Origin of the sequence: Pseudomonas sp. P105, from assembly GCF_032614175.1 — a bacterium.
GTDB classification, from domain to species: Bacteria; Pseudomonadota; Gammaproteobacteria; order Pseudomonadales; family Pseudomonadaceae; genus Aquipseudomonas; species Aquipseudomonas rhizophila.
Genome location: NZ_CP126693.1, coordinates 5,602,474 through 5,629,472 on the forward strand (window position 1 = coordinate 5,602,474; position 26,999 = coordinate 5,629,472).

Genomic DNA, 26,999 nt, shown 5'->3' on the forward strand with positions numbered 1-26,999 from the left:
AGAGGTGACTGCCACTTTTTGACCGGGCACAAAAAACCGGGCACAAGGCCCGGTTTTTTGTATGTTGCCGACTTACTCAGCGGATACAGCTTCACCGCTGGTAGCACGATCAACCAACTCGACGTACGCCATAGGCGCGTTGTCGCCAGCGCGGAAACCGCACTTGAGGATGCGCAGGTAGCCACCCTCACGGGTAGCGTAACGCTTGCCCAGGTCGTTGAAGAGCTTACCAACGATAGCTTTCGAACGAGTACGGTCGAAAGCCAGACGGCGGTTAGCCAAGCTATCTGTCTTGGCCAAAGTGATCAGCGGCTCAGCAACGCGGCGCAGTTCTTTGGCTTTCGGCAGTGTAGTTTTGATCAGCTCGTGCTCGAACAGCGACACCGCCATGTTTTGGAACATGGCCTTGCGGTGCGAGCTGGTGCGGCTCAGGTGACGACCACTTTTACGATGACGCATGGTTCATTCCTTACCAAACACAACGTTCGGTGATTACGACGATCAGGCAGTCGCCTTGTCGTCCTTCTTAAGACTTGCAGGCGGCCAGTTGTCGAGGCGCATGCCGAGGGACAGACCGCGGGAGGCCAGAACGTCCTTGATTTCAGTCAAGGATTTCTTGCCAAGGTTCGGAGTCTTCAACAGCTCTACTTCGGTGCGCTGAATCAGGTCGCCGATGTAGTAGATGTTTTCCGCCTTAAGGCAGTTAGCCGAACGTACAGTCAGTTCCAGATCGTCAACCGGGCGAAGCAGGATCGGATCGATCTCGTCTTCCTGCTCGACAACCACTGGCTCACTGTCACCCTTGAGGTCGACGAACGCAGCCAACTGCTGTTGCAGGATGGTTGCAGCGCGGCGAATGGCCTCTTCAGGATCCAGGGTACCGTTGGTTTCCAGATCAATAACCAGCTTGTCCAGGTTGGTACGCTGTTCGACACGGGCGTTTTCCACCACGTATGCGATACGGCGAACCGGGCTGAACGAAGAGTCGAGCTGCAAGCGACCGATGCTGCGGCTTTCGTCTTCATCGCTCTGACGCGAGTCTGCCGGTTCATAACCACGACCACGAGCTACGGTGAGCTTCATGTTCAGGGCGCCGTTAGACGCCAGGTTAGCGATTACGTGATCGGGGTTAACGATCTCGACATCATGATCCAGCTGAATATCGGCAGCGGTAACCACCCCCGAACCCTTCTTCGACAAGGTCAGCGTAACTTCGTCACGACCGTGCAGCTTGATAGCCAGACCTTTAAGGTTCAACAGGATTTCAATTACATCTTCCTGTACACCTTCGATGGCGCTGTACTCATGGAGCACACCGTCAATCTCGGCCTCGACTACTGCACAGCCGGGCATTGAGGACAACAGGATGCGGCGCAGCGCGTTGCCCAGGGTGTGGCCGAAACCACGCTCGAGAGGCTCGAGTGTGATCTTGGCGCGGGTTGGACTGACAACCTGCACATCAATATGGCGGGGTGTCAGGAACTCATTTACCGAAATCTGCATGGATGCACCTATTTTCTAGCCCTTACTTGGAGTAGAGCTCGACAATCAGGCTTTCGTTGATGTCGGCGGACAGATCACTGCGAGCAGGAACGTTCTTGAAAACGCCCGACTTCTTCTCAGTGTCTACTTCTACCCATTCTACGCGGCCACGTTGGGCACACAGATCGAGAGCTTGGACAATGCGAAGTTGGTTCTTTGCTTTCTCGCGAACAGCAACCACGTCACCAGCACGAACCTGGTAGGACGGAACGTTTACGGTCTGACCGTTAACGCTGATCGACTTGTGCGATACCAGCTGACGGGATTCGGCACGAGTAGAACCGAAACCCATACGGTATACAACGTTGTCCAGACGGCATTCGAGCAGTTGCAACAGGTTTTCGCCGGTTGCGCCCTTCTTGCCAGCTGCTTCTTTGTAGTAGCCGCTGAATTGACGCTCGAGAACGCCGTAGATACGACGGACCTTCTGCTTTTCACGCAGTTGGGTGCCGTAATCGGACTGGCGACCGCGGCGTTGGCCGTGGATACCAGGTGCTGCTTCAATGTTGCACTTCGATTCGATCGCGCGCACGCCGCTCTTCAGAAAGAGATCGGTGCCTTCGCGACGAGCGAGTTTGCATTTTGGACCAATGTAACGAGCCATTCTTTACAATCTCCTGGATTACACGCGGCGCTTCTTCGGCGGACGGCACCCGTTGTGCGGGATTGGCGTCACGTCGGTGATGCTGGCGATCTTGTAGCCACAGCCGTTCAAAGCGCGGACTGCGGATTCACGACCCGGACCTGGACCCTTGACGTTAACGTCGAGGTTTTTCAGACCGTATTCCAGCGCAGCTTGACCAGCACGCTCAGCAGCTACTTGAGCAGCGAACGGGGTGGACTTGCGGGAACCGCGGAAACCCGAACCACCGGAGGTTGCCCAGGAAAGAGCGTTACCTTGACGGTCGGTAATGGTCACGATGGTGTTGTTAAAAGAAGCATGGATGTGGGCGATGCCATCAACCACTGTCTTTTTAACTTTTTTACGAGGACGAGCAGCAGGTTTTGCCATGATTAAATTCCTGTCGATTCGCTGGGGCGATTACTTGCGGATCGGCTTACGCGGACCTTTACGGGTACGCGCGTTGGTCTTGGTACGCTGACCGCGTACTGGAAGACCACGACGATGACGCAGACCGCGATAGCAACCGAGGTCCATCAAGCGCTTGATTTTCATGTTGATTTCGCGACGCAGGTCACCTTCAGTGGTGAACTTCGCCACTTCGCCACGCAGCTGTTCAATCTGCTCGTCGCTCAGATCTTTGATCTTTGCCGCTGGGTTTACCCCAGACACTGCACAAATTTTCTGTGCAGTAGTGCGACCAACACCATAGATGTAGGTCAGCGAGATAACAGTATGCTTGTTATCTGGAATGTTAACGCCTGCAATACGGGCCATTCAGTGGGACTCCAATTGACAGCTACCTACGCCCCGGAAGCCAAGAAATAGGGCGCGAGATAATATCGCTGTAATAACAAATAATCAACCCGGCAGCGCACTAGCTGCCGGGCTTAAAGCACAATCACACTCAGCCTTGGCGCTGTTTGTGACGCGGTTCCGCGCTGCAAATTACCCGAACAACGCCTTCGCGGCGAATAATCTTGCAGTTACGGCACAGCTTTTTCACCGATGCACGAACTTTCATCACCAACTCCTCGAACCTTATGGACGCTACTCAGCGCAACATGCCGCTGCCGTAGCCCTTCAGGTTGGCTTTCTTCATCAGGGATTCGTACTGGTGCGAAACGAGGTGCGATTGTACTTGGGACATGAAGTCCATCACAACCACGACCACGATCAGCAACGAGGTCCCGCCAAGGTAGAACGGAACGTTTGCCGCAACCACCAGGAACTGGGGAAGCAAGCAGACGGCCGTCATATAGAGAGCACCGAACAAGGTCAAACGAGTCAAAACGCCATCAATGTAGCGCGCCGACTGCTCGCCTGGACGGATACCCGGAATAAAGGCACCGGACTTCTTCAGGTTTTCCGCTACGTCTTTCGGATTGAACATCAACGCCGTATAGAAGAAGCAGAAGAAAATAATCCCTGCACTAAACAGCAGAATATTCAACGGCTGACCAGGAGCGATCGACTGCGAGATGTCCTGCAGCCAGCCCATACCTTCAGACTGACCAAACCAGGCACCCAGCGAAGCCGGGAACAGCAAAATGCTGCTCGCAAAAATAGCCGGAATAACACCGGCCATATTCACCTTCAGCGGCAAGTGGCTAGTCTGCGCAGCAAAGACCTTGCGGCCCTGCTGACGCTTGGCGTAGTGAACAGCAATACGACGCTGACCACGCTCAATGAACACCACGAAACCGATAATCGCTACTGCCAGCAAACCGATCGCAACCAGGGCAAAAATGTTGATGTCACCCTGACGCGCAGACTCGAAAGACTGCCCGATCGCTCTCGGAAGACCGGCGACGATACCTGCGAAAATCAACATCGAGATACCGTTGCCAACACCACGCTCAGTAATCTGCTCACCCAGCCACATCATGAACATCGCACCCGCCACAAACGTGGTTACTGCGACGAAATGGAAGCCAAAGTCACCAGTGAACGCTACGCCTTGCCCTGCCAGACCGATGGACATGCCAACAGCCTGGACAAGAGCAAGGACGACGGTGAGGTAGCGGGTGTACTGGCTGATCTTGCGACGGCCAGCTTCACCTTCCTTCTTCAACTGTTCCAGCTGTGGGCTGACGGCGGTCATCAGTTGCATGATGATCGATGCCGAGATGTACGGCATGATCCCCAGAGCAAAGATACTCATCCGTTCCAGCGCACCGCCGGAAAACATGTTGAACAAGCTAAGAATGGTCCCCTCATTCTGTCGAAACAGGTCCGCGAGTCGGTCCGGGTTGATACCTGGAACCGGGATGTGTGCGCCTATTCGGTAGACGATAATCGCCAGGAACAGAAAACGCAGACGAGCCCAGAGTTCAGACATACCGCCTTTGCCGAGCGCAGAGAGAGCACCTTGCTTAGCCATTTATTCCTCGAACTTGCCGCCAGCTGCTTCGATAGCCGCACGCGCACCTTTGGTGGCGCCGATTCCCTTTCCGATGGTGACAGCGCGAGCAACTTCGCCCGACAGCATGATTTTCACACGCTGTACGTTCTGGTTGATCACGTTGGCATCCTTCAGGGACTGCACGGTGACGATGTCGCCATCCACTTTAGCCAGCTCGGACAGACGCACTTCTGCGCGATCCATGGCCTTCAGGGAAACGAAACCGAACTTCGGCAGGCGACGATGCAGCGGCTGTTGACCGCCTTCAAAGCCTGGAGCAATGGTGCCACCGGAGCGGGAGGTTTGACCTTTGTGGCCACGGCCACCGGTCTTGCCCAAACCACTACCGATACCACGGCCCGGACGATGCTTTTCGCGACGGGAACCCGGCGCTGGACTCAGATCATTGAGTTTCATCGATTAACCCTCTACACGCAGCATGTAGTAGGCCTTGTTGATCATCCCGCGATTCTCGGGAGTATCCAGGACCTCTACAGTGTGACCGATGCGACGCAGACCCAAACCCTTAACGCACAGTTTGTGGTTAGGGATGCGGCCGGTCATGCTTTTGATCAGCGTAACTTTTACGGTAGCCATGATCAGAAGATCTCCTTGACGCTTTTGCCACGCTTGGCGGCAATGGATTCAGGAGACTGCATTGCTTTCAAACCCTTGAAAGTGGCGTGAACCACGTTTACTGGGTTAGTCGAGCCGTAGCACTTGGCCAGAACGTTCTGAACGCCAGCAACCTCGAGGACAGCACGCATAGCGCCGCCAGCGATGATACCGGTACCTTCAGAAGCAGGCTGCATGTACACCTTCGAAGCGCCATGGGCGGACTTCATTGCGTACTGCAGAGTGGTGCCGTTCAGATCAACCTGGATCATGTTGCGGCGAGCAGCTTCCATTGCCTTCTGGATCGCAGCAGGCACTTCACGCGACTTGCCACGGCCGAAGCCAACACGCCCTTTACCATCACCAACCACGGTCAACGCGGTGAAAGTGAAGATACGGCCGCCTTTAACGGTTTTGGCTACGCGGTTAACTTGAACCAGCTTCTCGATGTAGCCTTCGTCGCGCTTTTGGTCGTTATTTGACATAACTTAGAACTCCAGCCCAGCTTCACGAGCAGCATCAGCCAGCGCCTTGACGCGGCCGTGGTACTTGAAGCCAGAGCGGTCGAAAGCCACCTGCGAGACGCCAGCGGCTTTAGCACGCGTAGCGACCAGCTGGCCAACCTTAGTGGCCGCGTCGATGTTGCCAGTGGCGCCATCACGCAGTTCTTTATCCAAAGTCGAGGCACTTGCCAGGACTTTGTTGCCGTCGGCCGAAATGACCTGGGCGTAGATGTGCTGCGACGAGCGGAACACGCAGAGACGCACGACTTCGAGTTCGTGCATTTTCAGGCGTGCTTTGCGAGCGCGACGCAGTCGAGTAACTTTTTTGTCGGTCATTTGCTATGCCCTACTTCTTCTTGGCTTCTTTACGACGGACGACTTCGTCCGCGTAGCGCACACCTTTGCCTTTGTACGGCTCTGGTGGACGGAAGTCGCGGATCTCGGCGGCCACTTGACCTACCAGCTGCTTGTCGATGCCCTTGATCAGGATATCGGTCTGGCTAGGAGTCTCAGCGGTGATGCCTTCCGGCAGTTCATAATCCACTGGGTGCGAGAAGCCAAGAGCCAGGTTCAGCACTGTGCCTTTTGCTTGCGCCTTGTAACCAACACCGACCAGCTGGAGCTTGCGCTCGAAGCCTTGGCTTACGCCTTGGACCATGTTGTTTACCAACGCACGAGTGGTACCAGCCATTGCGCGAGTCTGTTGATCACCATTGCGAGCAGCGAAACGCAGCTCACCAGCTTCTTCAACAATCTCAACGGACGAATGGATGTTCAGTTGCAGAGTGCCCTTGGCACCCTTCACCGAAAGCTGTTGGCCTGCGAATTTGACTTCGACACCGGCTGGCAGCTTAACGGGGTTCTTAGCGACGCGTGACATGCTTATCCCCCCTTAGAACACAGTGCAAAGAACTTCGCCGCCGACACCGGCAGCGCGCGCAGCACGATCCGTCATCACACCCTTGTTGGTGGAGACGATAGACACACCGAGACCGCCACGAACTTTTGGCAGATCCTCGACGGACTTGTACTGACGCAGGCCTGGACGGCTAACGCGCTTCACTTCCTCGATGACCGGACGGCCTTCGAAGTACTTCAGCTCGATGGACAGCAGTGGCTTGATTTCGCTGCTGATCTGATAACCCGCAATGTAACCTTCGTCCTTCAGGACTTTGGCAACAGCTACCTTCAAAGTAGAAGATGGCATGCTTACGACGGACTTTTCAGCCATCTGGGCATTACGGATACGAGTTAGCATGTCCGCTAACGGGTCCTGCATACTCATGGGCTAGACGCTCCTAATACACAAAAAATTAGCCTTTCGGCTACTACGTGTCGCCGAGTACATCCGCGCGATAAAAGCACGGGCTCAGGCGAGCCGGGTATTCTAGACACACCCCACAAATGAATCAAGCCCCAAAAGGGGCTTGATTCAAGTTCAAGGTCACCGGCGGTCAGGATCTTGCGACCCCGAACACCGAGACATTGACAGTGCTTACCAGCTGGCTTTAACCAGACCTGGAACGTCACCACGCATTGCAGCTTGACGCAGCATGTTACGGCCGAGGCCGAACTTGCGGTACACGCCGTGCGGACGACCAGTCAGGCGGCAGCGGTTACGCATGCGCGAAGCGCTTGCGTCACGTGGCTGCTTCTGCAGTGCTACGGTAGCTTCCCAGCGCGCTTCTGGACTTGCGTTCAGATCAACGATGATAGCTTTCAGCGCTGCACGCTTGGTGGCGTACTTGGCAACGGTGAGCTGACGCTTCAGCTCACGGTTTTTCATGCTCTTCTTGGCCATTTTCCTACTCCAATCAGTTGCGGAACGGGAATTTGAAAGCGCGCAGCAGTGCGCGACCTTCGTCATCCGTCCGAGCAGTGGTGGTCAGGGTAATGTCCAGACCGCGGAGAGCGTCGATCTTGTCGTAATCGATTTCCGGGAAAATGATCTGCTCTTTAACGCCCATGCTGTAGTTACCACGACCATCGAAGGACTTGGCATTCAGGCCGCGGAAGTCGCGAACCCGAGGCAGGGAGATCGACAGCAGACGATCCAGGAACTCGTACATACGCTCACGGCGCAGGGTCACTTTGACGCCGATCGGCCAACCTTCACGGACTTTAAAGCCAGCGATGGATTTCCGAGCGTAAGTCACAACGACTTTCTGACCGGTGATCTTTTCCAGGTCAGCAACAGCGTGCTCGATGACTTTTTTGTCGCCGATCGCTTCGCCCAGACCCATGTTCAGGGTGATTTTGGTAACGCGCGGAACTTCCATCACGTTCGAAAGCTTAAGTTCTTCCTTAAGCTTCGGTGCGATTTCCTTCCGGTAAATCTCTTTTAGTCGTGCCATGGTCTTCTACCTAGCAGTGTTCAAGCATCAACCGCTTTTTGGGTCGACTTGAAGACACGAATTTTCTTACCGTCTTCTACTTTGAAACCAACGCGGTCAGCCTTGTTGGTTTCGCCGTTGAAAATGGCGACGTTGGAAGCGTGCAGTGGCGCTTCTTTCTCGACGATACCGCCCTGTACGCCCGACATCGGGTTAGGCTTGGTATGGCGCTTGACCAGGTTCAGGCCACCAACAACCAGACGGTTGTCAGCGAGAACCTTCAGCACCTTACCGCGCTTACCCTTGTCCTTGCCGGCGATCACGATGATCTCGTCGTCACGACGAATCTTTTGCATGTCGGATCTCCTTACAGCACTTCTGGGGCGAGCGAGACGATCTTCATGAACTTCTCAGTACGAAGCTCACGGGTCACTGGCCCAAAGATACGGGTGCCGATTGGCTCTTGCTTGTTGTTCAACAGAACAGCAGCGTTGCCATCAAAGCGGATGATGGAGCCGTCAGCGCGACGAACACCGTGGCGAGTGCGGACTACAACAGCAGTCATCACTTGGCCTTTTTTCACCTTACCGCGAGGAATTGCTTCCTTGACGGTAACTTTGATGATGTCACCAATACCAGCGTAACGACGATGGGAGCCACCCAGCACCTTGATGCACATAACACGGCGAGCGCCGCTGTTATCGGCCACATCGAGCATGGATTGAGTCTGAATCATATAATTTCTCCGACCCCTAGCCCTTAGACTTCCACAGCGCGTTCGAGAACATCAACCAGCGCCCAAGACTTGGTCTTGGCCATCGGACGAGTTTCACGAATAGTGACTTTGTCGCCGATGTGGCACTGATTGGTTTCGTCGTGCGCGTGCAGCTTAGTCGAACGCTTAACGTATTTACCGTAGATCGGGTGCTTAACGCGACGCTCGATCAGAACGGTGATGGTTTTGTCCATCTTGTCGCTGACAACACGGCCAGTCAGCGTACGGACAGTTTTTTCGGCTTCAGCCATGATTACTTACCTGCCTGCTGGTTGAGCACAGTTTTCACGCGAGCGATGTCACGCTTAACTTGCGAGAGCAGATGAGACTGCCCCAACTGGCCAGTTGCTTTCTGCATACGCAGATTGAACTGGTCGCGCAGCAGGCCGAGCAGTTGCTCGTTCAGCTGCTGTGCTGATTTTTCACGAAGTTCATTCGCTTTCATCACATCACCGTCCGTTTAACAAAGGAGGTGGCGAGCGGCAGCTTTGCAGCAGCCAGGGCGAAAGCCTCACGCGCCAGCTCTTCAGAAACACCCTCGATTTCATACAGGACTTTGCCTGGCTGAATCTGGGCAACCCAGTACTCCACGTTACCCTTACCTTTACCCATCCGAACTTCGAGTGGCTTCTTGGTGACAGGCTTGTCCGGGAATACACGGATCCAGATCTTGCCGCCACGTTTTACGTGACGGGTCAGAGCACGACGCGCTGACTCGATCTGACGAGCGGTGAGACGACCACGAGCAACAGACTTCAGCGCGAACTCGCCGAAGCTGACTTTGCTACCGCGCAATGCCAGGCCACGGTTGTGACCGGTCATCTGCTTGCGGAACTTCGTACGCTTTGGTTGCAACATTTGGCGTACCCCTTACTTAGCAGCTTTTTTACGAGGCGCTGGTGCTTGTGGCTTCAGCTCTTCTTGGCGACCACCAATTACTTCGCCTTTGAAGATCCAAACCTTTACACCGATCACACCGTAGGTGGTGTGAGCTTCGTAGTTGGCATAGTCGATGTCGGCACGCAGGGTGTGCAGTGGCACACGACCTTCGCGATACCATTCAGTACGTGCGATTTCAGCACCGCCGAGACGACCGCTCACTTGGATTTTGATGCCTTTGGCACCAATGCGCATTGCGTTCTGTACAGCGCGCTTCATAGCGCGACGGAACATTACACGACGCTCCAGCTGCTGAGCTACGCTCTGCGCAACCAGCATACCGTCGAGCTCCGGCTTGCGGATCTCTTCGATATTGATGTGCACAGGCACACCCATTTGCTTGGTCAGGTCCTGACGCAGCTTCTCAACATCTTCACCTTTCTTCCCGATAACGATACCTGGACGAGCAGTGTGGATGGTGATGCGTGCAGTCTGCGCCGGACGATGGATATCGATACGGCTTACGGACGCGCTTTTTAGTTTGTCTTGGAGATACTCACGCACCTTCAGATCAGCGAACAAGTAGTCCGCATAAGTCCGACCGTCTGCGTACCAGACGGAGGTGTGCTCCTTGACGATTCCCAGGCGAATGCCAATGGGATGTACTTTCTGACCCATCTCTTCGACTCCGTTACTTGTCAGCAACCTTGACAGTGATATGGCAAGACCGCTTGACGATGCGATCAGCACGGCCTTTGGCACGTGGCATGATGCGCTTCAGCGAACGCCCTTCGTTGACGAAAACGGTGCTGACCTTCAGGTCATCAACATCTGCGCCTTCGTTATGCTCGGCGTTGGCTACGGCCGACTCCAGCACTTTCTTCATGATCTCGGCGGCTTTCTTACTGCTGAAAGCCAACAGGTTGAGCGCTTCGCCCACCTTCTTCCCGCGGATCTGGTCGGCGACCAAGCGGGCTTTCTGGGCGGAGATTCGAGCGCCCGACAACTTAGCGGCTACTTCCATTTCCTTACCCCTTAACGCTTGGCTTTCTTGTCAGCCACGTGCCCACGGTATGTGCGGGTACCGGCAAACTCGCCCAGTTTGTGGCCGACCATGTCTTCGTTAACGAGAACTGGGACGTGTTGGCGACCGTTGTGTACTGCGATGGTCAGACCGACCATTTGTGGCAGGATCATCGAACGACGCGACCAGGTCTTAACTGGTTTGCGATCGTTCTTTTCCGCCGCCACTTCGATCTTCTTCAGTAGGTGAAGATCAATAAAAGGACCTTTTTTCAGAGAACGTGGCACTGTCGTATCCCTCTATTTACTTGCGACGACGGACGATCATTTTGTCGGTACGCTTATTACCACGAGTCTTCGCGCCCTTAGTCGGGAAGCCCCATGGCGATACCGGATGACGACCACCAGAGGTACGACCTTCACCACCACCATGTGGGTGGTCAACCGGGTTCATGGCAACACCACGAACGGTTGGGCGAACGCCACGCCAGCGCTTGGCACCAGCTTTACCCAACGAACGCAGGCTGTGCTCGGAGTTCGAGACTTCGCCCAGGGTCGCACGGCACTCAGCCAGTACTTTACGCATCTCACCAGAACGCAGACGCAGGGTCACGTAGACACCTTCACGAGCGATCAGCTGAGCCGAAGCACCAGCGGAACGAGCGATCTGTGCGCCTTTACCTGGCTTCAATTCGATGCCGTGTACGGTGCTACCAACTGGAATGTTACGCAGCTGCAGAGCGTTGCCCGGCTTGATCGGTGCCAAAGCACCTGCGATCAGCTGGTCGCCAGCACTCACGCCTTTAGGGGCGATGATGTAGCGACGCTCGCCATCTGCGTACAGCAGCAGAGCGATGTGAGCAGTACGGTTTGGATCGTATTCGATACGCTCGACGGTGGCAGCGATGCCATCCTTGTCGTTGCGACGGAAGTCGACCAGACGATAATGCTGCTTATGACCACCACCGATGTGACGAGTGGTAATACGGCCATTGTTGTTACGACCACCAGACTTCGATTTTTTCTCGAGCAGCGGTGCGTGAGGAGCGCCTTTATGCAGCTCCTGGTTGACCACCTTGACCACAAAACGGCGGCCAGGGGAAGTCGGTTTGCATTTAACGATTGCCATGATGCACCCCTTCCTTACTCAGCACTGCTGCTGAAATCGAGATCTTGGCCTGGCTGAAGGGAGATAACTGCCTTCTTCCAGTCATTACGCTTGCCCAGACCGCGAGCAGTGCGCTTGCTCTTACCCAGAACGTTCAGGGTAGTAACGCGCTCTACTTTCACGCTGAACAGGCTTTCGACGGCCTTCTTGATTTCCAGCTTGGTTGCGTCGGTAGCAACCTTGAAAACGAACTGGCCTTTCTTGTCTGCCAGAACCGTAGCCTTCTCGGAAACGTGCGGGCCAAGCAGAACTTTAAATACGCGTTCCTGGTTCATCCCAGCAGCTCCTCGAATTTCTTCACGGCCGACACGGTGATCAACACCTTGTCGTATGCGATCAGACTGACCGGATCGGAACCTTGCACGTCACGAACATCAACGTGTGGCAGGTTGCGAGCAGCCAGGTACAGGTTCTGATCAACAGCGTCAGACACGATCAGGACGTCAGTCAGGCCCATGCCGTTCAGCTTGTTCAGCAGATCTTTGGTTTTCGGTGCTTCAACAGCGAAGTCCTGAACCACGACCAGACGATCAGTACGCACCAGCTCAGCAAGGATGGAACGCATTGCTGCGCGATACATCTTCTTGTTCAGCTTCTGGGAGTGATCCTGAGGACGAGCTGCAAAAGTGGTACCGCCGCCACGCCAGATTGGGCTACGGATAGTACCGGCACGAGCACGGCCAGTACCTTTCTGACGCCATGGGCGCTTACCGCCACCAGAAACGTCGGAACGGGTCTTTTGCTGCTTGCTACCTTGACGGCCGCCAGCCATGTAGGCCACGACTGCTTGGTGAACCAGCGTCTCGTTGAATTCGCCGCCAAATGTCAGTTCGGAAACTTCGATCGCTTGAGCGTCATTTACATTTAATTGCATGTCAGCTTCCCCTTAACCGCGAGCCTTGGCTGCTGGACGTACAACCAAGTTGCCGCCAGTAGCGCCAGGAACAGCGCCCTTGACCAACAACAGATTGCGTTCAGCGTCCACGCGCACTACTTCGAGGGACTGCACGGTCACGCGCTCAGCGCCCATATGACCGGACATTTTTTTGCCCTTGAATACACGACCAGGAGTCTGGCACTGGCCGATAGAGCCTGGAACGCGGTGGGATACGGAGTTACCGTGGGTGTTATCTTGCCCGCGGAAGTTCCAACGCTTGATCGTACCCTGGAAGCCTTTACCCTTGGACTGACCGGTTACATCAACCAGTTGACCAGCAGCGAAGATTTCAGCGTTGATCAGATCGCCGGCCTGGTACTCGCCTTCTTCAAGGCGGAATTCCATTACGGTACGACCAGCGGCAACGTTCGCCTTGGCGAAGTGGCCAGCTTGAGCAGCTGTTACACGCGAAGCACGACGCTCGCCGACAGTGACTTGCACTGCACGATAGCCATCGGTCTCTTCAGTTTTGAACTGGGTGACGCGATTCGGCTCGATCTCAATGACCGTGACCGGAATGGAGACACCTTCTTCGGTGAAAATACGGGTCATACCGCATTTACGACCGACTACACCAATAGTCATGTTGTAAACCTCATGAGTGTACGGGGCTTTCACCCGCTATGGCCGCCCATTTCAGAGCGTTACACGACCAAGACCGAGTCTTAGCCGAGGCTGATCTGCACTTCCACACCGGCCGCAAGATCAAGCTTCATAAGTGCATCAACGGTTTTATCCGTTGGCTGGACGATGTCCAGAACGCGCTTATGAGTACGGATCTCGTACTGATCACGCGCGTCTTTGTTGACGTGCGGGGAGACCAGAACGGTGAACCGCTCTTTACGGGTAGGCAGTGGAATTGGACCACGCACTTGAGCACCAGTACGTTTCGCGGTTTCCACGATTTCCTGGGTGGATTGGTCGATCAGGCGATGGTCAAAAGCCTTCAACCTGATACGGATTTGCTGATTTTGCATTGGATTTCAGACTCCGGCTGCTATTCCCACCGAGCGCAATACGCCCGTTAAAAGGAGGCGCAATTCTATAGACGCCCCTGATAGGTGTCAACCCAATAAAAAAGCCCCCGCTAGGCGGGGGCTCTTCAACTCATCAAGCTGACTCTACAAGAGACTTACTCGATGACTTTGGCTACGACGCCAGCGCCGACGGTACGGCCGCCTTCACGGATAGCGAAACGCAGACCGTCTTCCATCGCGATGGTCTTGATCAGAGTGACAGTCATCTGGATGTTGTCACCTGGCATTACCATTTCAACGCCTTCTGGCAGCTCGCAGTTACCGGTCACGTCAGTTGTACGGAAGTAGAACTGTGGACGGTAGCCTTTGAAGAACGGAGTATGACGGCCGCCTTCTTCCTTGCTCAGAACGTAAACTTCTGCAGTGAACTTGGTGTGCGGCTTGACGGTGCCTGGCTTGACCAGAACCTGGCCACGCTCAACGTCGTCACGCTTGGTGCCGCGCAGCAGTACGCCGCAGTTCTCGCCTGCACGACCTTCGTCGAGCAGCTTGCGGAACATTTCAACGCCGGTGCAGGTAGTTTTCTGAGTGTCGCGCAGACCGACGATCTCAACTTCTTCCTGGATGCGGACGATGCCACGCTCAACACGACCAGTCACAACGGTACCGCGACCGGAGATCGAGAATACGTCTTCGATTGGCATCAGGAACGGCTTGTCGATAGCACGCTCTGGCTCTGGGATGTAGCTGTCCAGAGTTTCCACCAGCTTCTTGACAGCGGTGGTGCCCATTTCGTTGTCGTCTTGGCCGTTCAGAGCCATCAGAGCCGAACCGATGATGATTGGAGTGTCATCACCTGGGAAGTCGTAAGTGCTCAGCAGATCGCGCACTTCCATCTCAACCAGTTCCAGCAGCTCAGCGTCGTCAACCATGTCAGCCTTGTTCAGGAAGACAACGATGTACGGAACGCCTACCTGACGGGACAGCAGGATGTGCTCACGGGTTTGTGGCATCGGACCATCAGCGGCCGAGCAAACCAGGATCGCGCCGTCCATCTGGGCAGCACCAGTGATCATGTTTTTTACGTAGTCGGCGTGACCTGGGCAGTCAACGTGTGCGTAGTGACGCACGGCCGAATCGTATTCAACGTGAGCGGTGTTGATGGTGATACCGCGAGCTTTCTCTTCCGGGGCGCTGTCGATCTTGTCGAAGTCAACCTTGGCCGAACCGAAAACTTCGGAGCAGACACGGGTCAGAGCAGCGGTCAGCGTGGTTTTACCGTGGTCGACGTGACCGATGGTGCCAACGTTGACGTGCGGTTTGTTCCGTTCAAATTTTTCTTTAGCCACGACAATTAACTCCTAGCTTAAAGGGCTGAATCAGCCTTGCTTTTTGGTAACAGTTTCGACGATATGCGACGGAGCTGTATTGTATTTTTTGAATTCCATAGAGTAGCTCGCGCGACCCTGAGACATGGAACGAACGTCGGTTGCGTAACCGAACATTTCACCCAACGGAACCTCGGCACGAATGACCTTGCCGGAAACCGTATCTTCCATACCCAGAATCATGCCACGACGACGGTTAAGGTCGCCCATGACATCACCCATGTAGTCTTCAGGCGTAACAACCTCTACCGCCATGATCGGCTCAAGCAACTCACCACCGCCCTTCTGGGCCAGTTGCTTGGTCGCCATGGAAGCAGCCACCTTGAACGCCATCTCGTTGGAGTCGACGTCGTGGTAAGAACCATCGAACACAGTCGCCTTCAGGCCGATCAGCGGATAGCCGGCAACAACGCCGTTCTTCATCTGCTCTTCGATACCCTTCTGGATCGCCGGGATGTATTCCTTAGGAACCACACCACCTACGACTTCGTTCACGAATTGCAGACCTTCCTGACCTTCGTCAGCCGGCGCAAAACGAATCCAGCAGTGACCGAACTGGCCACGACCACCGGACTGGCGAACGAACTTGCCTTCAATTTCACAGTTCTTCGTGATGCGCTCACGATAGGAAACCTGAGGCTTGCCGATGTTGGCTTCGACGTTGAACTCACGGCGCATCCGGTCAACCAGGATATCCAGGTGCAACTCGCCCATGCCAGAGATGATCGTTTGACCGGTCTCTTCATCAGTCTTGACGCGGAAAGATGGATCTTCCTGAGCAAGCTTGCCCAGAGCGATACCCATTTTTTCCTGGTCATCCTTGGTTTTTGGCTCAACGGCAACCGAAATAACCGGCTCCGGGAAGTCCATGCGAACCAGGATGATCGGCTTATCAGCGTTGCACAAGGTTTCACCGGTGGTGACGTCCTTCATGCCGATCAAGGCCGCGATGTCGCCAGCGCGCACTTCCTTGATCTCTTCGCGGGCGTTTGCGTGCATTTGCACCATACGACCCACACGCTCTTTCTTGCCTTTAACAGAGTTGATCACGCCGTCGCCGGAGTTCAACACGCCCGAGTAAACCCGAACGAAGGTCAAGGTGCCCACGAATGGGTCGGTAGCGATCTTGAACGCCAGAGCCGCGAAAGGCTCGTCGTCGCTTGCATGACGCTCCATTTCCTCTTCCTCGTTATCAGGGTTGGAACCCTTGATAGCAGGAATGTCGGTTGGAGCAGGCAGGAAGTCGATCACAGCATCGAGAACCAGGGGAACACCCTTGTTCTTGAAGGAAGAACCGCAAACAGCCAGAACGATCTCACCAGCGATGGTACGCTGACGCAGAGCGGCCTTGATTTCCTCGTTGGTGAGCTCTTCACCCTCAAGGTACTTGTTCATCAGCTCTTCGTTGGCTTCGGCCGCAGCCTCAACCATGTTGCCGCGCCACTTCTCGGCTTCTTCCAGCAACTCTGCCGGGATGTCCTTGCGAACAGGAACCATACCCTTGTCAGAATCGTTCCAGTAGACAGCTTGCATGTTGATCAGATCGATCTGACCCTGGAAGTTGTCTTCAGAACCGATAGCCAGCTGGATCGGCACCGGAGTGTGACCCAGACGCTGCTTGATCTGACCGATCACGCGCAGGAAGTTGGCACCAGCACGGTCCATCTTGTTTACGTAAACAAGACGTGGAACACCGTATTTGTTGGCCTGACGCCATACGGTTTCCGACTGAGGCTCAACACCCGAGGTACCGCAGAACACAACCACTGCGCCGTCGAGTACACGCAGGGAACGCTCAACTTCAATGGTGAAGTCCACGTGACCCGGGGTATCGATAACGTTGAAGCGATGCTCGTGCGGATATTGCTTCTCGGAACCCTTCCAGAAGGCGGTAATGGCAGCAGAAGTAATGGTAATACCACGCTCCTGCTCCTGCACCATCCAGTCGGTGGTCGCGGCGCCATCATGCACCTCGCCCATCTTGTGACTTTTGCCAGTGTAAAAAAGGACGCGCTCAGTGGTGGTGGTTTTACCAGCATCCACGTGGGCAACGATACCGATGTTACGGTAGCGATTAATCGGTGTAGTACGAGCCATAAAGCCCTCGCAAATTGAGTGACGCTAGAATTAGAAGCGGTAGTGCGAGAAAGCCTTGTTGGCTTCAGCCATACGGTGCACGTCTTCACGCTTCTTAACTGCAGCACCTTTACCTTCAGCAGCGTCCAACAGTTCGCCAGCCAAACGCAGAGCCATGGACTTCTCACCGCGCTTGCGGGCGAAGTCTACCAACCAGCGCATTGCCAGGGCGTTACGACGGGACGGACGAACTTCGACCGGAACCTGGTAAGTAGCACCGCCTACACGGCGCGACTTCACTTCGACCAGCGGAGCGATGGCGTCGAGAGCTTTCTCGAAGATTTCCAGGGGATCGCTGTTCTTGCGTTCCTTAACTTTGTCCAGTGCGCCATAAACAATACGCTCGGCAACGGCTTTCTTGCCGCTTTCCATTACGTGGTTCATGAACTTGGCGAGAATCTGGCTTCCGTATTTCGGATCGTCCAGAATCTCACGTTTGGCTGCTACGCGACGTCTTGGCATTGATAAGCCCTCAAACGGTCTTCAGGTTAGCCCGGGACAGCTAATGCGTGCCCGACCTTACTCTTATCGACTCAATAAAATGAAAAACTGCAAAACGGCCGATTACTTCGGACGCTTGGTACCGTACTTCGAACGACCCTGGTTACGACCTTTAACGCCGGAAGTATCCAAAGAACCGCGAACGGTGTGGTAACGAACACCTGGCAAGTCTTTTACACGACCGCCGCGGATCAGTACCACGCTGTGCTCTTGCAGGTTGTGGCCTTCACCACCGATGTACGAGGAAACCTCGAAACCGTTGGTCAGACGCACACGGCATACTTTACGCAGTGCCGAGTTAGGTTTTTTCGGCGTGGTGGTATACACACGGGTGCATACGCCACGACGTTGCGGGCAGTTCTGCAGCGCAGGCACGTCGGATTTCTCGACGATACGCTTACGCGGCTGACGTACCAGCTGGTTGATAGTTGCCATCTACTAGCTCCACTGTTGTCTTGCGACGCTATTGTCTTACAAGAAAAGCAAAATGGCAGGAACGAATTCCCGCCAAATTTAGGGGATCAAGAGTCTAAAGAGGATCTTGTTCCCAGTCAAGGCAAGGCCCCGACCTCCCCGCCCGCCGGATCTCGACATTTTGTCTCGATCCAGCAAACGGGATGACCAGGGCCAGGCACTTAATTACCGCAGAACTCAGTTACCGCTCGAGTTCAGTGCTTCGGTCAGTGCAGCTTCCACTTCACTGGCGCTTACGCGCAACGGCTTGTCTGCATCACGACGACGCTTGCGCTCGCTGTGATAGGCCAAACCGGTACCAGCCGGGATCAGACGACCCACGACCACGTTTTCTTTCAGGCCGCGCAGGTAATCGCGCTTGCCGGTTACCGCCGCTTCGGTCAGTACACGGGTGGTTTCCTGGAAGGAAGCCGCCGAGATGAACGATTCGGTGGACAACGACGCCTTGGTGATACCCAGCAGCACGCGAGTGAACTTGGAGACGAACTTGTCTTCCGTCGCCAGGCGCTCGTTTTCCACCAGTACGTGAGTCAGCTCCATCTGGTCGCCCTTGATGAAACTCGAATCGCCGGATTCAGCGATCTCAACTTTACGCAGCATCTGACGCAGGATGGTCTCGATGTGCTTGTCGTTGATCTTCACGCCTTGCAGACGGTAAACGTCCTGGATCTCGTTCACGATGTACTTGGCCAGCGCACTCACACCCAGCAGACGCAGGATGTCGTGTGGATCGCTCGGGCCGTCGGAGATAACTTCGCCGCGGTTTACCTGTTCGCCTTCGAAGACGTTCAGGTGACGCCACTTCGGAATCAGCTCTTCGTACGGATCGCTACCGTCGTTCGGCGTGATGACCAGACGGCGCTTGCCCTTGGTCTCTTTACCGAACGCGATGGTGCCGCTGACTTCAGCCAGAATCGAGGCTTCTTTCGGACGACGGGCTTCGAACAAGTCGGCAACACGCGGCAGACCACCGGTGATGTCGCGGGTTTTCGAAGTTTCCTGCGGGATACGAGCGATAACATCACCGATCGCGATCCGCGCACCGTCCGCAACACCGACCAGGGCGTTGGCTGGCAGGAAATACTGAGCGATTACGTCAGTGCCTGGCAGCAACAGATCCTTGCCGTTGTCGTCGACCATCTTCACGGCCGGACGGATGTCCTTGCCAGCAGCTGGACGATCTTTCGCATCAAGTACTTCAATGTTGGTCATACCGGTCAATTCGTCAGTCTGACGCTTGATCGTGATGCCTTCTTCCATGCCCACGTAGGTCACGGTACCTTTCATTTCGGTCACGATCGGGTGGGTGTGCGGATCCCACTTGGCCACGATAGCGCCAGCGTCGACCTTGTCACCTTCCTTGACCGAAATCACAGCACCGTACGGCAGCTTGTAGCGCTCGCGCTCGCGACCGAAGTCGTCAGCGATCGCCAACTCACCGGAACGGGATACAGCCACCAGGTGACCGTCCACGCGCTCTACGTGCTTGAGGTTGTGCAGACGGACAGTACCGCCATTCTTCACCTGAACGCTGTCAGCTGCGGAGGTTCGACTGGCCGCACCACCGATGTGGAACGTACGCATCGTCAGCTGGGTACCCGGCTCACCGATGGACTGGGCAGCGATAACGCCGACCGCTTCACCGATGTTCACCTGGTGACCACGAGCCAGGTCGCGACCGTAGCACTTGGCGCAGATGCCGTAGCGGGTTTCGCAGCTGATCGGCGAACGTACGATCACTTCGTCGATGCTGTTGAGTTCGATGAACTCGACCCACTTCTCGTCAACCAGGGTGCCGGCAGGAACGATTACGTCCTCGGTACCCGGCTTGAATACGTCACGGGCGATGACACGACCCAATACGCGCTCACCCAGCGGCTCTACAACGTCACCGCCTTCAATGTGCGGAGTCATTACCAGGCCGTGTTCGGTGCCGCAATCGATCTCGGTCACGACCAGATCCTGCGCAACGTCTACCAGACGACGAGTCAGGTAACCGGAGTTCGCCGTTTTCAACGCGGTATCCGCAAGACCCTTACGAGCACCGTGAGTGGAGATGAAGTACTGGAGTACGCTCAAACCTTCACGGAAGTTCGCGGTAATCGGGGTCTCGATGATAGAACCGTCCGGCTTGGCCATCAGGCCACGCATACCGGCGAGCTGACGGATCTGCGCAGCAGAACCCCGTGCGCCCGAGTCGGCCATCATGTACATCGAGTTGAAGGACTCTTGGTCGACTTCGTTGCCATGACGGTCGATGACCTTCTCTTTCGAGAGGTTGGCCATCATCGCCTTGGATACTTCGTCGTTCGCCTTGGACCAGAGGTCGATCACCTTGTTGTACTTCTCGCCCTGGGTTACCAGGCCGGAGGCGTACTGACTTTCGATCTCTTTCACTTCTTCGGTAGCAGCACCGATGATGCGGGCTTTTTCGTCCGGGATAACGAAGTCGTTAACACCGATGGAAACGCCGGAAATGGTCGAATAGGCAAAACCGGTGTACATCAACTGGTCAGCGAAGATCACGGTCTCTTTCAGACCAACCACGCGGTAGCACTGGTTGATCAGCTTGGAGATCGCCTTTTTCTTCATCGGCAGGTTGACGACGTCGAAGGACAGACCTTTTGGCACAACCTGGAACAACAGCGCACGGCCGACGGTGGTGTCGACGATACGGGTGTTGGTCACGCTGCCGCCATCACGATCGTTCACGGTTTCGTTGATCCGCACTTTGACCTTGGCGTGCAGTGCGGCTTCGCCGGCACGGAACACACGGTCAACTTCCTGCAGATCCGCGAACACACGACCTTCGCCCTTGGCGTTGATCGCTTCACGAGTCATGTAGTACAGACCCAATACAACGTCCTGCGACGGAACGATGATTGGCTCACCGTTGGCTGGCGACAGGATGTTGTTGGTCGACATCATCAGCGCACGCGCTTCGAGCTGGGCTTCCAGCGTCAGCGGTACGTGCACGGCCATTTGGTCGCCGTCGAAGTCGGCGTTGTACGCAGCACAGACCAGAGGGTGCAGCTGGATGGCCTTACCTTCGATCAGTACCGGTTCAAACGCCTGGATACCCAGACGGTGAAGGGTCGGTGCACGGTTGAGCAGCACTGGGTGTTCGCGAATCACTTCGGCGAGAACGTCCCAAACCTCTGGCAGCTCGCGCTCGACCATCTTCTTGGCGGCTTTGATGGTGGTCGCGAGACCACGCATTTCCAGCTTGCCGAAAATGAACGGCTTGAACAGCTCCAGAGCCATTTTCTTAGGCAGACCGCACTGGTGCAGACGCAGGGTCGGGCCTACGGTAATTACCGAACGACCGGAGTAGTCAACACGCTTACCGAGCAAGTTCTGACGGAAACGACCCTGCTTACCCTTGATCATGTCAGCCAGGGATTTCAGAGGACGCTTGTTGGAACCGGTGATAGCGCGGCCACGACGACCGTTGTCGAGCAATGCGTCGACAGCTTCCTGCAACATACGCTTTTCGTTGCGCACGATGATGTCCGGAGCGGACAGATCAAGCAGGCGCTTCAAGCGGTTGTTACGGTTGATCACTCGACGATACAGATCGTTGAGGTCGGAAGTCGCGAAACGACCACCATCGAGCGGAACCAGTGGACGCAGGTCTGGCGGCAGAACCGGCAGAACGGTCAGCACCATCCACTCTGGCAGGTTGCCGGAACCCTGGAAGGCTTCCATCAACTTCAGACGCTTGGACAGCTTCTTGATCTTGGTTTCGGAGTTGGTTTGCGGAATTTCTTCACGCAGACGGCCAATCTCGTGCTCCAGGTCGATCGCGTGCAGCAGCTCACGGACAGCTTCGGCACCCATGCGGGCATCGAAATCGTCGCCGAACTCTTCCAGCGCTTCGAAGTACTGCTCGTCGTTGAGCAGCTGACCTTTTTCAAGGGTGGTCATGCCCGGGTCGATAACGACATAGCTCTCGAAGTAGAGAACGCGCTCGATATCACGCAGGGTCATGTCCATCAGCAAGCCGATACGGGACGGCAGCGATTTCAGGAACCAGATGTGGGCAACCGGCGAGGCCAGTTCGATGTGCGCCATGCGCTCACGACGAACTTTTGCCAGCGCGACTTCAACGCCGCACTTCTCGCAGATCACACCACGGTGCTTCAAGCGCTTGTACTTACCGCACAGGCACTCGTAATCCTTTACCGGGCCAAAGATCTTGGCGCAGAACAGGCCGTCACGCTCGGGTTTGAACGTACGGTAGTTGATGGTTTCCGGCTTTTTAACTTCACCGAACGACCACGAACGGATCATCTCAGGCGAGGCCAATCCGATACGGATGGCGTCGAACTCTTCGACTTGACCCTGGTTTTTCAGCAAATTCAGTAGGTCTTTCAAGGCCTTTCCTCCTGGCGGAGCAGAGAACGGGCAAAACAGCCCCGCTCTCGATTCGCGTCACGTGTTATTCGGTTTCCAGATCGATATCGATGCCGAGGGAACGAATTTCCTTGATCAACACGTTGAAAGACTCGGGCATGCCCGGCTCCATACGGTGATCGCCGTCCACGATGTTTTTGTACATCTTGGTCCGGCCGTTCACATCGTCCGACTTCACTGTGAGCATTTCTTGCAGAGTGTATGCGGCACCGTACGCTTCCAGTGCCCAGACCTCCATCTCCCCGAAACGCTGACCACCGAACTGCGCCTTACCACCCAGCGGCTGCTGGGTAACCAGGCTGTAAGAACCGGTAGAACGAGCGTGCATCTTGTCGTCTACCAAGTGGTTCAGCTTCAGCATGTACATGTAGCCAACGGTAACCGGGCGCTCGAACTTGTTGCCGGTACGGCCGTCGAACAGCTGCATCTGGCCGCTTTCCGGCAGGTCTGCCAGTTTCAGCATGGCCTTGATTTCGCTTTCCTTGGCACCGTCGAACACCGGAGTTGCCATTGGAACGCCGCCGCGCAGGTTCTTCGCCAGATCCAGGATTTCCTGGTCGGAGAAGGTATCCAGCTCTTCGTTGCGTCCGCCGATCTCGTTGTAGATCTCGTGCAGGAACTTACGCAGGTCAGCAACCTTGCGCTGCTCTTCGATCATACGGTTGATCTTCTCGCCCAAGCCCTTGGCCGCGAGGCCCAGGTGGGTTTCAAGGATCTGACCAACGTTCATACGCGAAGGTACGCCCAACGGGTTGAGGACGACGTCGACCGGGGTGCCATTGGCATCGTGCGGCATGTCTTCAACCGGCATGATCACGGAGACCACACCCTTGTTACCGTGACGACCGGCCATCTTGTCGCCCGGCTGGATGCGACGACGGATTGCCAGGTAAACCTTGACGATTTTCAGCACGCCTGGAGCCAGGTCATCGCCTTGCTGCAGTTTGCGCTTCTTGTCTTCGAACTTGTCGTCCAGCAGACGGCGGCGATCAACGATATAGGCCTGGGCCTTCTCGAGCTGCTCGTTCAGAGCATCTTCAGCCATGCGCAGTTTGAACCACTGGCCATGCTCAAGACCGTCGAGAACTTCGTCGGTGATTTCCTGACCTTTCTTCAGACCGGCGCCGCCTTCGGCTTTGTGGCCGACCAGAGCGGAGCGCAGACGCTCGAAAGTTGCGCCTTCAACGATACGGAACTCTTCGTTCAGGTCCTTGCGGATCTCGTCGAGTTGAGTCTTCTCGATAGACAGTGCACGAGCGTCACGCTCTACACCGTCGCGGGTGAAGACTTGTACGTCGATGACGGTACCCTTGGTGCCGGTAGGCACACGCAGGGAGGTGTCTTTAACGTCGCTGGCTTTTTCACCGAAGATGGCACGCAGCAGTTTTTCTTCCGGAGTCAGTTGAGTCTCGCCTTTCGGAGTGACCTTACCAACCAGGATGTCGCCTGCGCCTACTTCAGCACCTACGTAAACGATACCGGCTTCGTCCAGCTTGTTCAGTGCAGCTTCACCCACGTTAGGGATGTCCGCAGTGATTTCCTCTGGGCCAAGCTTGGTGTCACGAGCCACACAGGTCAGTTCCTGAATGTGAATCGTGGTAAAGCGATCTTCCTGAACAACACGCTCGGACAGGCAGATGGAGTCTTCGAAGTTGAAGCCGTTCCATGCCATGAACGCGATGCGCATGTTCTGACCCAGTGCCAGCTCACCCATATCGGTGGACGGGCCGTCGGCCATGATGTCGCTACGCTGAACCCGATCACCCTTGCTCACCAGCGGACGCTGGTTGATGCAGGTGTTCTGGTTGGAGCGGGTGTATTTGGTCAGGTTGTAGATGTCGACACCAGCTTCGCCAGTTTCAACTTCGTCATCGGCAACACGAACCACGATACGGCTGGCGTCGACGGAATCGATCACGCCACCACGACGAGCCACGACGCAAACGCCGGAGTCACGGGCAACGTTACGTTCCATGCCGGTACCTACCAGCGGCTTGTCGGCACGCAGGGTCGGTACAGCTTGACGCTGCATGTTCGAGCCCATCAACGCACGGTTGGCGTCGTCGTGCTCGAGGAACGGAATCAACGATGCCGCCACCGAAACAACCTGCTTGGGCGAAACGTCCATCAAGGTGACGTCTTCTGGCGCCTTGACGGTGAACTCGTTCAGGTGACGAACAGCTACCAGCTCGTCGATCAGCTGACCTTTTTCGTTCATGGTCGCCGAAGCCTGAGCGATCACGTGATCGGCTTCTTCGATAGCGGACAGGAACACGATCTCGTCGGTCACCAGACCTTCTTTCACCACACGGTACGGGCTCTCGAGGAAGCCATACTGGTTGGTGCGAGCATAGGCTGCCAGCGAGTTGATCAGACCGATGTTCGGACCTTCCGGCGTTTCAATCGGGCATACACGACCGTAGTGAGTCGGGTGTACGTCACGAACTTCGAAGCCTGCGCGCTCACGGGTCAGACCGCCCGGGCCGAGTGCAGATACACGACGCTTGTGGGTAATCTCCGACAGCGGGTTGTTCTGGTCCATGAACTGAGAGAGCTGGCTCGAACCGAAGAACTCCTTCACCGCAGCAGCCACTGGCTTGGCGTTGATCAGATCCTGCGGCATCAGGCCTTCGCTTTCAGCCATCGACAGACGTTCCTTGACCGCGCGCTCTACACGCACCAGGCCAACACGGAACTGGTTCTCGGCCATCTCGCCTACGCAGCGGACACGACGGTTACCCAGGTGGTCGATGTCATCGACGATGCCTTTGCCGTTACGGATGTCGACCAGGGTCTTGAGCACCGCAACGATGTCGTCCTTGTTCAGCACGCCCGAACCTTCGATTTCGGTACGACCGATACGACGGTTGAACTTCATCCGGCCGACCGCAGACAGGTCATAGCGCTCAGGACTGAAGAACAGGTTGTTGAACAGGGTCTCGGCTGCGTCTTTGGTTGGCGGCTCGCCTGGACGCATCATGCGATAGATCTCGACCAGGGCTTCCAGCTGGTTGCCGGTGGAATCGATCTTCAGCGTGTCGGAGATGAACGGACCGCAGTCGATATCGTTGGTGTACAGAGTTTCAATGCGAACAACCTGGGCCTTGGCGATTTTTGCCAGGATCTCGGTGTTCAGCTCGGTGTTGCACTCTGCCAGGATTTCGCCGGTAGCTGGATGCACGATGACCTTGGCCGTGGTGCGACCCAGAACGTAGTCGATCGGCACCTGCAGCTCTTTGATCCCGGCTTTTTCCAGCTGGTTGATGTGGCGAGCGGTGATACGACGACCCTGCTCGACAATAACCTTGCCTTTGTCGTCCTGAATATCGAGGACAGCGATTTCACCGCGCAGGCGCTGAGGCACCAGTTCCAGGCTGAGATTCTCACCCTGCACATGGAAAACGTTGGTGGTGTAGAACGCGTCCAGCACTTCCTCAGTGGTATAGCCGAGCGCGCGCAGCAGTACCGATGCAGGCAGCTTGCGGCGACGGTCGATACGCACGAATACGCAGTCTTTCGGGTCGAACTCAAAGTCCAGCCACGAACCGCGGTAAGGAATGATGCGCGCGGAATAAAGCAGTTTGCCGGAGCTGTGCGTCTTGCCACGGTCGTGGTCGAAGAACACGCCCGGAGAACGGTGCAGCTGGGAAACGATTACACGCTCGGTACCGTTGATTACGAAGGTACCGTTCTCAGTCATCAGGGGGATTTCACCCATGTAGACTTCTTGCTCTTTGATGTCCTTGATCGCTTTGTTCGACGATTCTTTGTCGAAAATGATCAGGCGCACTTTTACCCGCAAAGGTACGGCGTAAGTCACACCGCGCAATACGCATTCTTTGACATCAAATGCCGGTTCGCCCAGGCGATAACCGACGTACTCCAGCGCAGCATTGCCGGAGTAGCTGATGATCGGGAAAACGGATTTGAAGGCCGCATGCAGGCCCACGTCGCGGAACTGATCTTTAGTCGCTCCCGCTTGCAAGAATTCACGATACGAATCCAGCTGGATGGCCAGGAGGTACGGCACATCCATGACGTCCGGCAACTTGCTAAAGTCCTTGCGGATACGTTTTTTCTCAGTATATGAGTAAGCCATCAGCGTTCCCCAGCTTGGTCACCTGCTTGTTTGGCCCCTCCCGACGGGAGCAGCCAGAAAATCGTGCAAACCCCATGGTTTGCGCCACCACATCGGGTGGATACAGCGCGCTATAAGCACCGACCCAGTCGGCTGCCAATAACGGAAAAAGGCCGGTGGCAAAAGCCACCAGCCATCAGCCTGTCGCTTAACGCTCGGGCTGGAGAC

34 protein-coding genes are annotated in these 26,999 nt (G+C 55.7%); all 34 read right to left on the reverse strand.

Translation table 11 applies throughout. The features are described 5' to 3' along the window. Positions 1-72: 72 nt before the first annotated feature. The gene (gene rplQ, locus QOM08_RS25110) at positions 73-459 is read right to left on the reverse strand and encodes a 50S ribosomal protein L17 (RefSeq protein WP_003186009.1); all 387 of its coding nucleotides are present in this window, start codon (positions 457-459) and stop codon (positions 73-75) included. A gap of 42 nt (positions 460-501) precedes the next feature. After that, entirely contained in the window at positions 502-1,503 is a 1,002-nt protein-coding gene (locus tag QOM08_RS25115) for a DNA-directed RNA polymerase subunit alpha (RefSeq protein ID WP_003186012.1), read from the reverse strand. A gap of 22 nt (positions 1,504-1,525) precedes the next feature. After that, complete coding sequence (gene rpsD / locus QOM08_RS25120) at positions 1,526-2,146, reverse strand: 30S ribosomal protein S4 (RefSeq protein ID WP_003176404.1); 621 nt, start codon at positions 2,144-2,146, stop codon at positions 1,526-1,528. Between the two features lie 18 nt (positions 2,147-2,164). Then, positions 2,165-2,554, reverse strand: a complete 390-nt coding sequence (rpsK, locus tag QOM08_RS25125; RefSeq protein ID WP_002555466.1) for a 30S ribosomal protein S11 — start codon at positions 2,552-2,554, stop codon at positions 2,165-2,167. Positions 2,555-2,584: 30 nt separating this feature from the next. Further along, the gene (gene rpsM, locus QOM08_RS25130; RefSeq protein ID WP_047229770.1) at positions 2,585-2,941 is read right to left on the reverse strand and encodes a 30S ribosomal protein S13; all 357 of its coding nucleotides are present in this window, start codon (positions 2,939-2,941) and stop codon (positions 2,585-2,587) included. Positions 2,942-3,071: 130 nt separating this feature from the next. After that, positions 3,072-3,188 (reverse strand): 50S ribosomal protein L36, encoded by a 117-nt coding sequence (gene rpmJ / locus QOM08_RS25135; protein WP_002555468.1) that lies wholly within the window; start codon positions 3,186-3,188, stop codon positions 3,072-3,074. 30 nt (positions 3,189-3,218) lie between these two features. After that, on the reverse strand, positions 3,219-4,547 hold the full coding sequence (secY, locus tag QOM08_RS25140; protein WP_047229771.1) for a preprotein translocase subunit SecY: 1,329 nt from the start codon (positions 4,545-4,547) through the stop codon (positions 3,219-3,221). Further along, positions 4,548-4,985 (reverse strand): 50S ribosomal protein L15, encoded by a 438-nt coding sequence (gene rplO, locus QOM08_RS25145; protein ID WP_003186032.1) that lies wholly within the window; start codon positions 4,983-4,985, stop codon positions 4,548-4,550. A gap of 3 nt (positions 4,986-4,988) precedes the next feature. Beyond that, on the reverse strand, positions 4,989-5,165 hold the full coding sequence (gene rpmD, locus QOM08_RS25150; RefSeq protein ID WP_003186033.1) for a 50S ribosomal protein L30: 177 nt from the start codon (positions 5,163-5,165) through the stop codon (positions 4,989-4,991). Between the two features lie 2 nt (positions 5,166-5,167). Beyond that, entirely contained in the window at positions 5,168-5,668 is a 501-nt protein-coding gene (gene rpsE / locus QOM08_RS25155) for a 30S ribosomal protein S5 (protein ID WP_003186035.1), read from the reverse strand. 3 nt (positions 5,669-5,671) lie between these two features. Then, the gene (gene rplR, locus QOM08_RS25160; RefSeq protein WP_003186037.1) at positions 5,672-6,022 is read right to left on the reverse strand and encodes a 50S ribosomal protein L18; all 351 of its coding nucleotides are present in this window, start codon (positions 6,020-6,022) and stop codon (positions 5,672-5,674) included. A gap of 10 nt (positions 6,023-6,032) precedes the next feature. Continuing rightward, a complete protein-coding gene (gene rplF / locus QOM08_RS25165; protein WP_003186039.1) occupies positions 6,033-6,566 on the reverse strand; it encodes a 50S ribosomal protein L6 in 534 nt (177 codons plus the stop codon). 12 nt (positions 6,567-6,578) lie between these two features. Further along, positions 6,579-6,971, reverse strand: a complete 393-nt coding sequence (rpsH, locus tag QOM08_RS25170) for a 30S ribosomal protein S8 (RefSeq protein ID WP_017848802.1) — start codon at positions 6,969-6,971, stop codon at positions 6,579-6,581. Between the two features lie 210 nt (positions 6,972-7,181). Next, entirely contained in the window at positions 7,182-7,487 is a 306-nt protein-coding gene (rpsN, locus tag QOM08_RS25175; protein ID WP_003186042.1) for a 30S ribosomal protein S14, read from the reverse strand. A 13-nt stretch (positions 7,488-7,500) separates the two neighbouring features. Further along, positions 7,501-8,040, reverse strand: a complete 540-nt coding sequence (gene rplE / locus QOM08_RS25180) for a 50S ribosomal protein L5 (RefSeq protein ID WP_003186044.1) — start codon at positions 8,038-8,040, stop codon at positions 7,501-7,503. A 20-nt stretch (positions 8,041-8,060) separates the two neighbouring features. Beyond that, positions 8,061-8,375, reverse strand: coding sequence for a 50S ribosomal protein L24 (gene rplX / locus QOM08_RS25185; RefSeq protein WP_003186046.1), 315 nt, complete (start codon positions 8,373-8,375; stop codon positions 8,061-8,063). A gap of 11 nt (positions 8,376-8,386) precedes the next feature. Beyond that, entirely contained in the window at positions 8,387-8,755 is a 369-nt protein-coding gene (gene rplN / locus QOM08_RS25190; protein WP_002555479.1) for a 50S ribosomal protein L14, read from the reverse strand. Positions 8,756-8,778: 23 nt separating this feature from the next. Beyond that, positions 8,779-9,045 (reverse strand): 30S ribosomal protein S17, encoded by a 267-nt coding sequence (gene rpsQ, locus QOM08_RS25195; RefSeq protein ID WP_003194644.1) that lies wholly within the window; start codon positions 9,043-9,045, stop codon positions 8,779-8,781. Positions 9,046-9,047: 2 nt separating this feature from the next. Then, a complete protein-coding gene (gene rpmC, locus QOM08_RS25200; protein WP_002555481.1) occupies positions 9,048-9,239 on the reverse strand; it encodes a 50S ribosomal protein L29 in 192 nt (63 codons plus the stop codon). Further along, on the reverse strand, positions 9,239-9,652 hold the full coding sequence (gene rplP / locus QOM08_RS25205) for a 50S ribosomal protein L16 (RefSeq protein WP_003186052.1): 414 nt from the start codon (positions 9,650-9,652) through the stop codon (positions 9,239-9,241). Before rplP ends, rpmC begins: the two co-directional genes overlap by 1 nt. Positions 9,653-9,664: 12 nt before the next feature. Beyond that, positions 9,665-10,351, reverse strand: coding sequence for a 30S ribosomal protein S3 (gene rpsC, locus QOM08_RS25210; RefSeq protein WP_003176422.1), 687 nt, complete (start codon positions 10,349-10,351; stop codon positions 9,665-9,667). Positions 10,352-10,364: 13 nt separating this feature from the next. Beyond that, entirely contained in the window at positions 10,365-10,697 is a 333-nt protein-coding gene (gene rplV / locus QOM08_RS25215; protein WP_003103908.1) for a 50S ribosomal protein L22, read from the reverse strand. An 11-nt stretch (positions 10,698-10,708) separates the two neighbouring features. Continuing rightward, entirely contained in the window at positions 10,709-10,984 is a 276-nt protein-coding gene (gene rpsS, locus QOM08_RS25220; protein ID WP_002555486.1) for a 30S ribosomal protein S19, read from the reverse strand. A 16-nt stretch (positions 10,985-11,000) separates the two neighbouring features. Further along, complete coding sequence (gene rplB / locus QOM08_RS25225; protein WP_003186055.1) at positions 11,001-11,825, reverse strand: 50S ribosomal protein L2; 825 nt, start codon at positions 11,823-11,825, stop codon at positions 11,001-11,003. 14 nt (positions 11,826-11,839) lie between these two features. Further along, complete coding sequence (gene rplW, locus QOM08_RS25230) at positions 11,840-12,139, reverse strand: 50S ribosomal protein L23 (protein WP_002555488.1); 300 nt, start codon at positions 12,137-12,139, stop codon at positions 11,840-11,842. Further along, positions 12,136-12,738, reverse strand: coding sequence for a 50S ribosomal protein L4 (gene rplD, locus QOM08_RS25235; protein ID WP_003186057.1), 603 nt, complete (start codon positions 12,736-12,738; stop codon positions 12,136-12,138). Before rplD ends, rplW begins: the two co-directional genes overlap by 4 nt. A gap of 12 nt (positions 12,739-12,750) precedes the next feature. After that, positions 12,751-13,386, reverse strand: coding sequence for a 50S ribosomal protein L3 (gene rplC / locus QOM08_RS25240; RefSeq protein ID WP_003186059.1), 636 nt, complete (start codon positions 13,384-13,386; stop codon positions 12,751-12,753). An 80-nt stretch (positions 13,387-13,466) separates the two neighbouring features. Beyond that, positions 13,467-13,778 carry a 30S ribosomal protein S10 gene (gene rpsJ, locus QOM08_RS25245; protein WP_003186070.1) on the reverse strand — a complete coding sequence of 104 codons (312 nt, stop codon included), beginning with the start codon at positions 13,776-13,778 and terminating at the stop codon, positions 13,467-13,469. A gap of 155 nt (positions 13,779-13,933) precedes the next feature. Next, a complete protein-coding gene (gene tuf / locus QOM08_RS25250) occupies positions 13,934-15,127 on the reverse strand; it encodes an elongation factor Tu (RefSeq protein ID WP_003186103.1) in 1,194 nt (397 codons plus the stop codon). A 30-nt stretch (positions 15,128-15,157) separates the two neighbouring features. Further along, the gene (gene fusA, locus QOM08_RS25255; RefSeq protein ID WP_047230481.1) at positions 15,158-17,263 is read right to left on the reverse strand and encodes an elongation factor G; all 2,106 of its coding nucleotides are present in this window, start codon (positions 17,261-17,263) and stop codon (positions 15,158-15,160) included. A 30-nt stretch (positions 17,264-17,293) separates the two neighbouring features. After that, the gene (gene rpsG / locus QOM08_RS25260) at positions 17,294-17,764 is read right to left on the reverse strand and encodes a 30S ribosomal protein S7 (protein ID WP_003186074.1); all 471 of its coding nucleotides are present in this window, start codon (positions 17,762-17,764) and stop codon (positions 17,294-17,296) included. 102 nt (positions 17,765-17,866) lie between these two features. Continuing rightward, positions 17,867-18,238 (reverse strand): 30S ribosomal protein S12, encoded by a 372-nt coding sequence (rpsL, locus tag QOM08_RS25265; RefSeq protein ID WP_003186084.1) that lies wholly within the window; start codon positions 18,236-18,238, stop codon positions 17,867-17,869. Between the two features lie 216 nt (positions 18,239-18,454). Then, entirely contained in the window at positions 18,455-22,654 is a 4,200-nt protein-coding gene (gene rpoC, locus QOM08_RS25270) for a DNA-directed RNA polymerase subunit beta' (RefSeq protein ID WP_047230482.1), read from the reverse strand. A gap of 64 nt (positions 22,655-22,718) precedes the next feature. Next, positions 22,719-26,792, reverse strand: coding sequence for a DNA-directed RNA polymerase subunit beta (gene rpoB / locus QOM08_RS25275; RefSeq protein ID WP_047230483.1), 4,074 nt, complete (start codon positions 26,790-26,792; stop codon positions 22,719-22,721). Between the last annotated feature and the right edge of the window lie 207 nt (positions 26,793-26,999).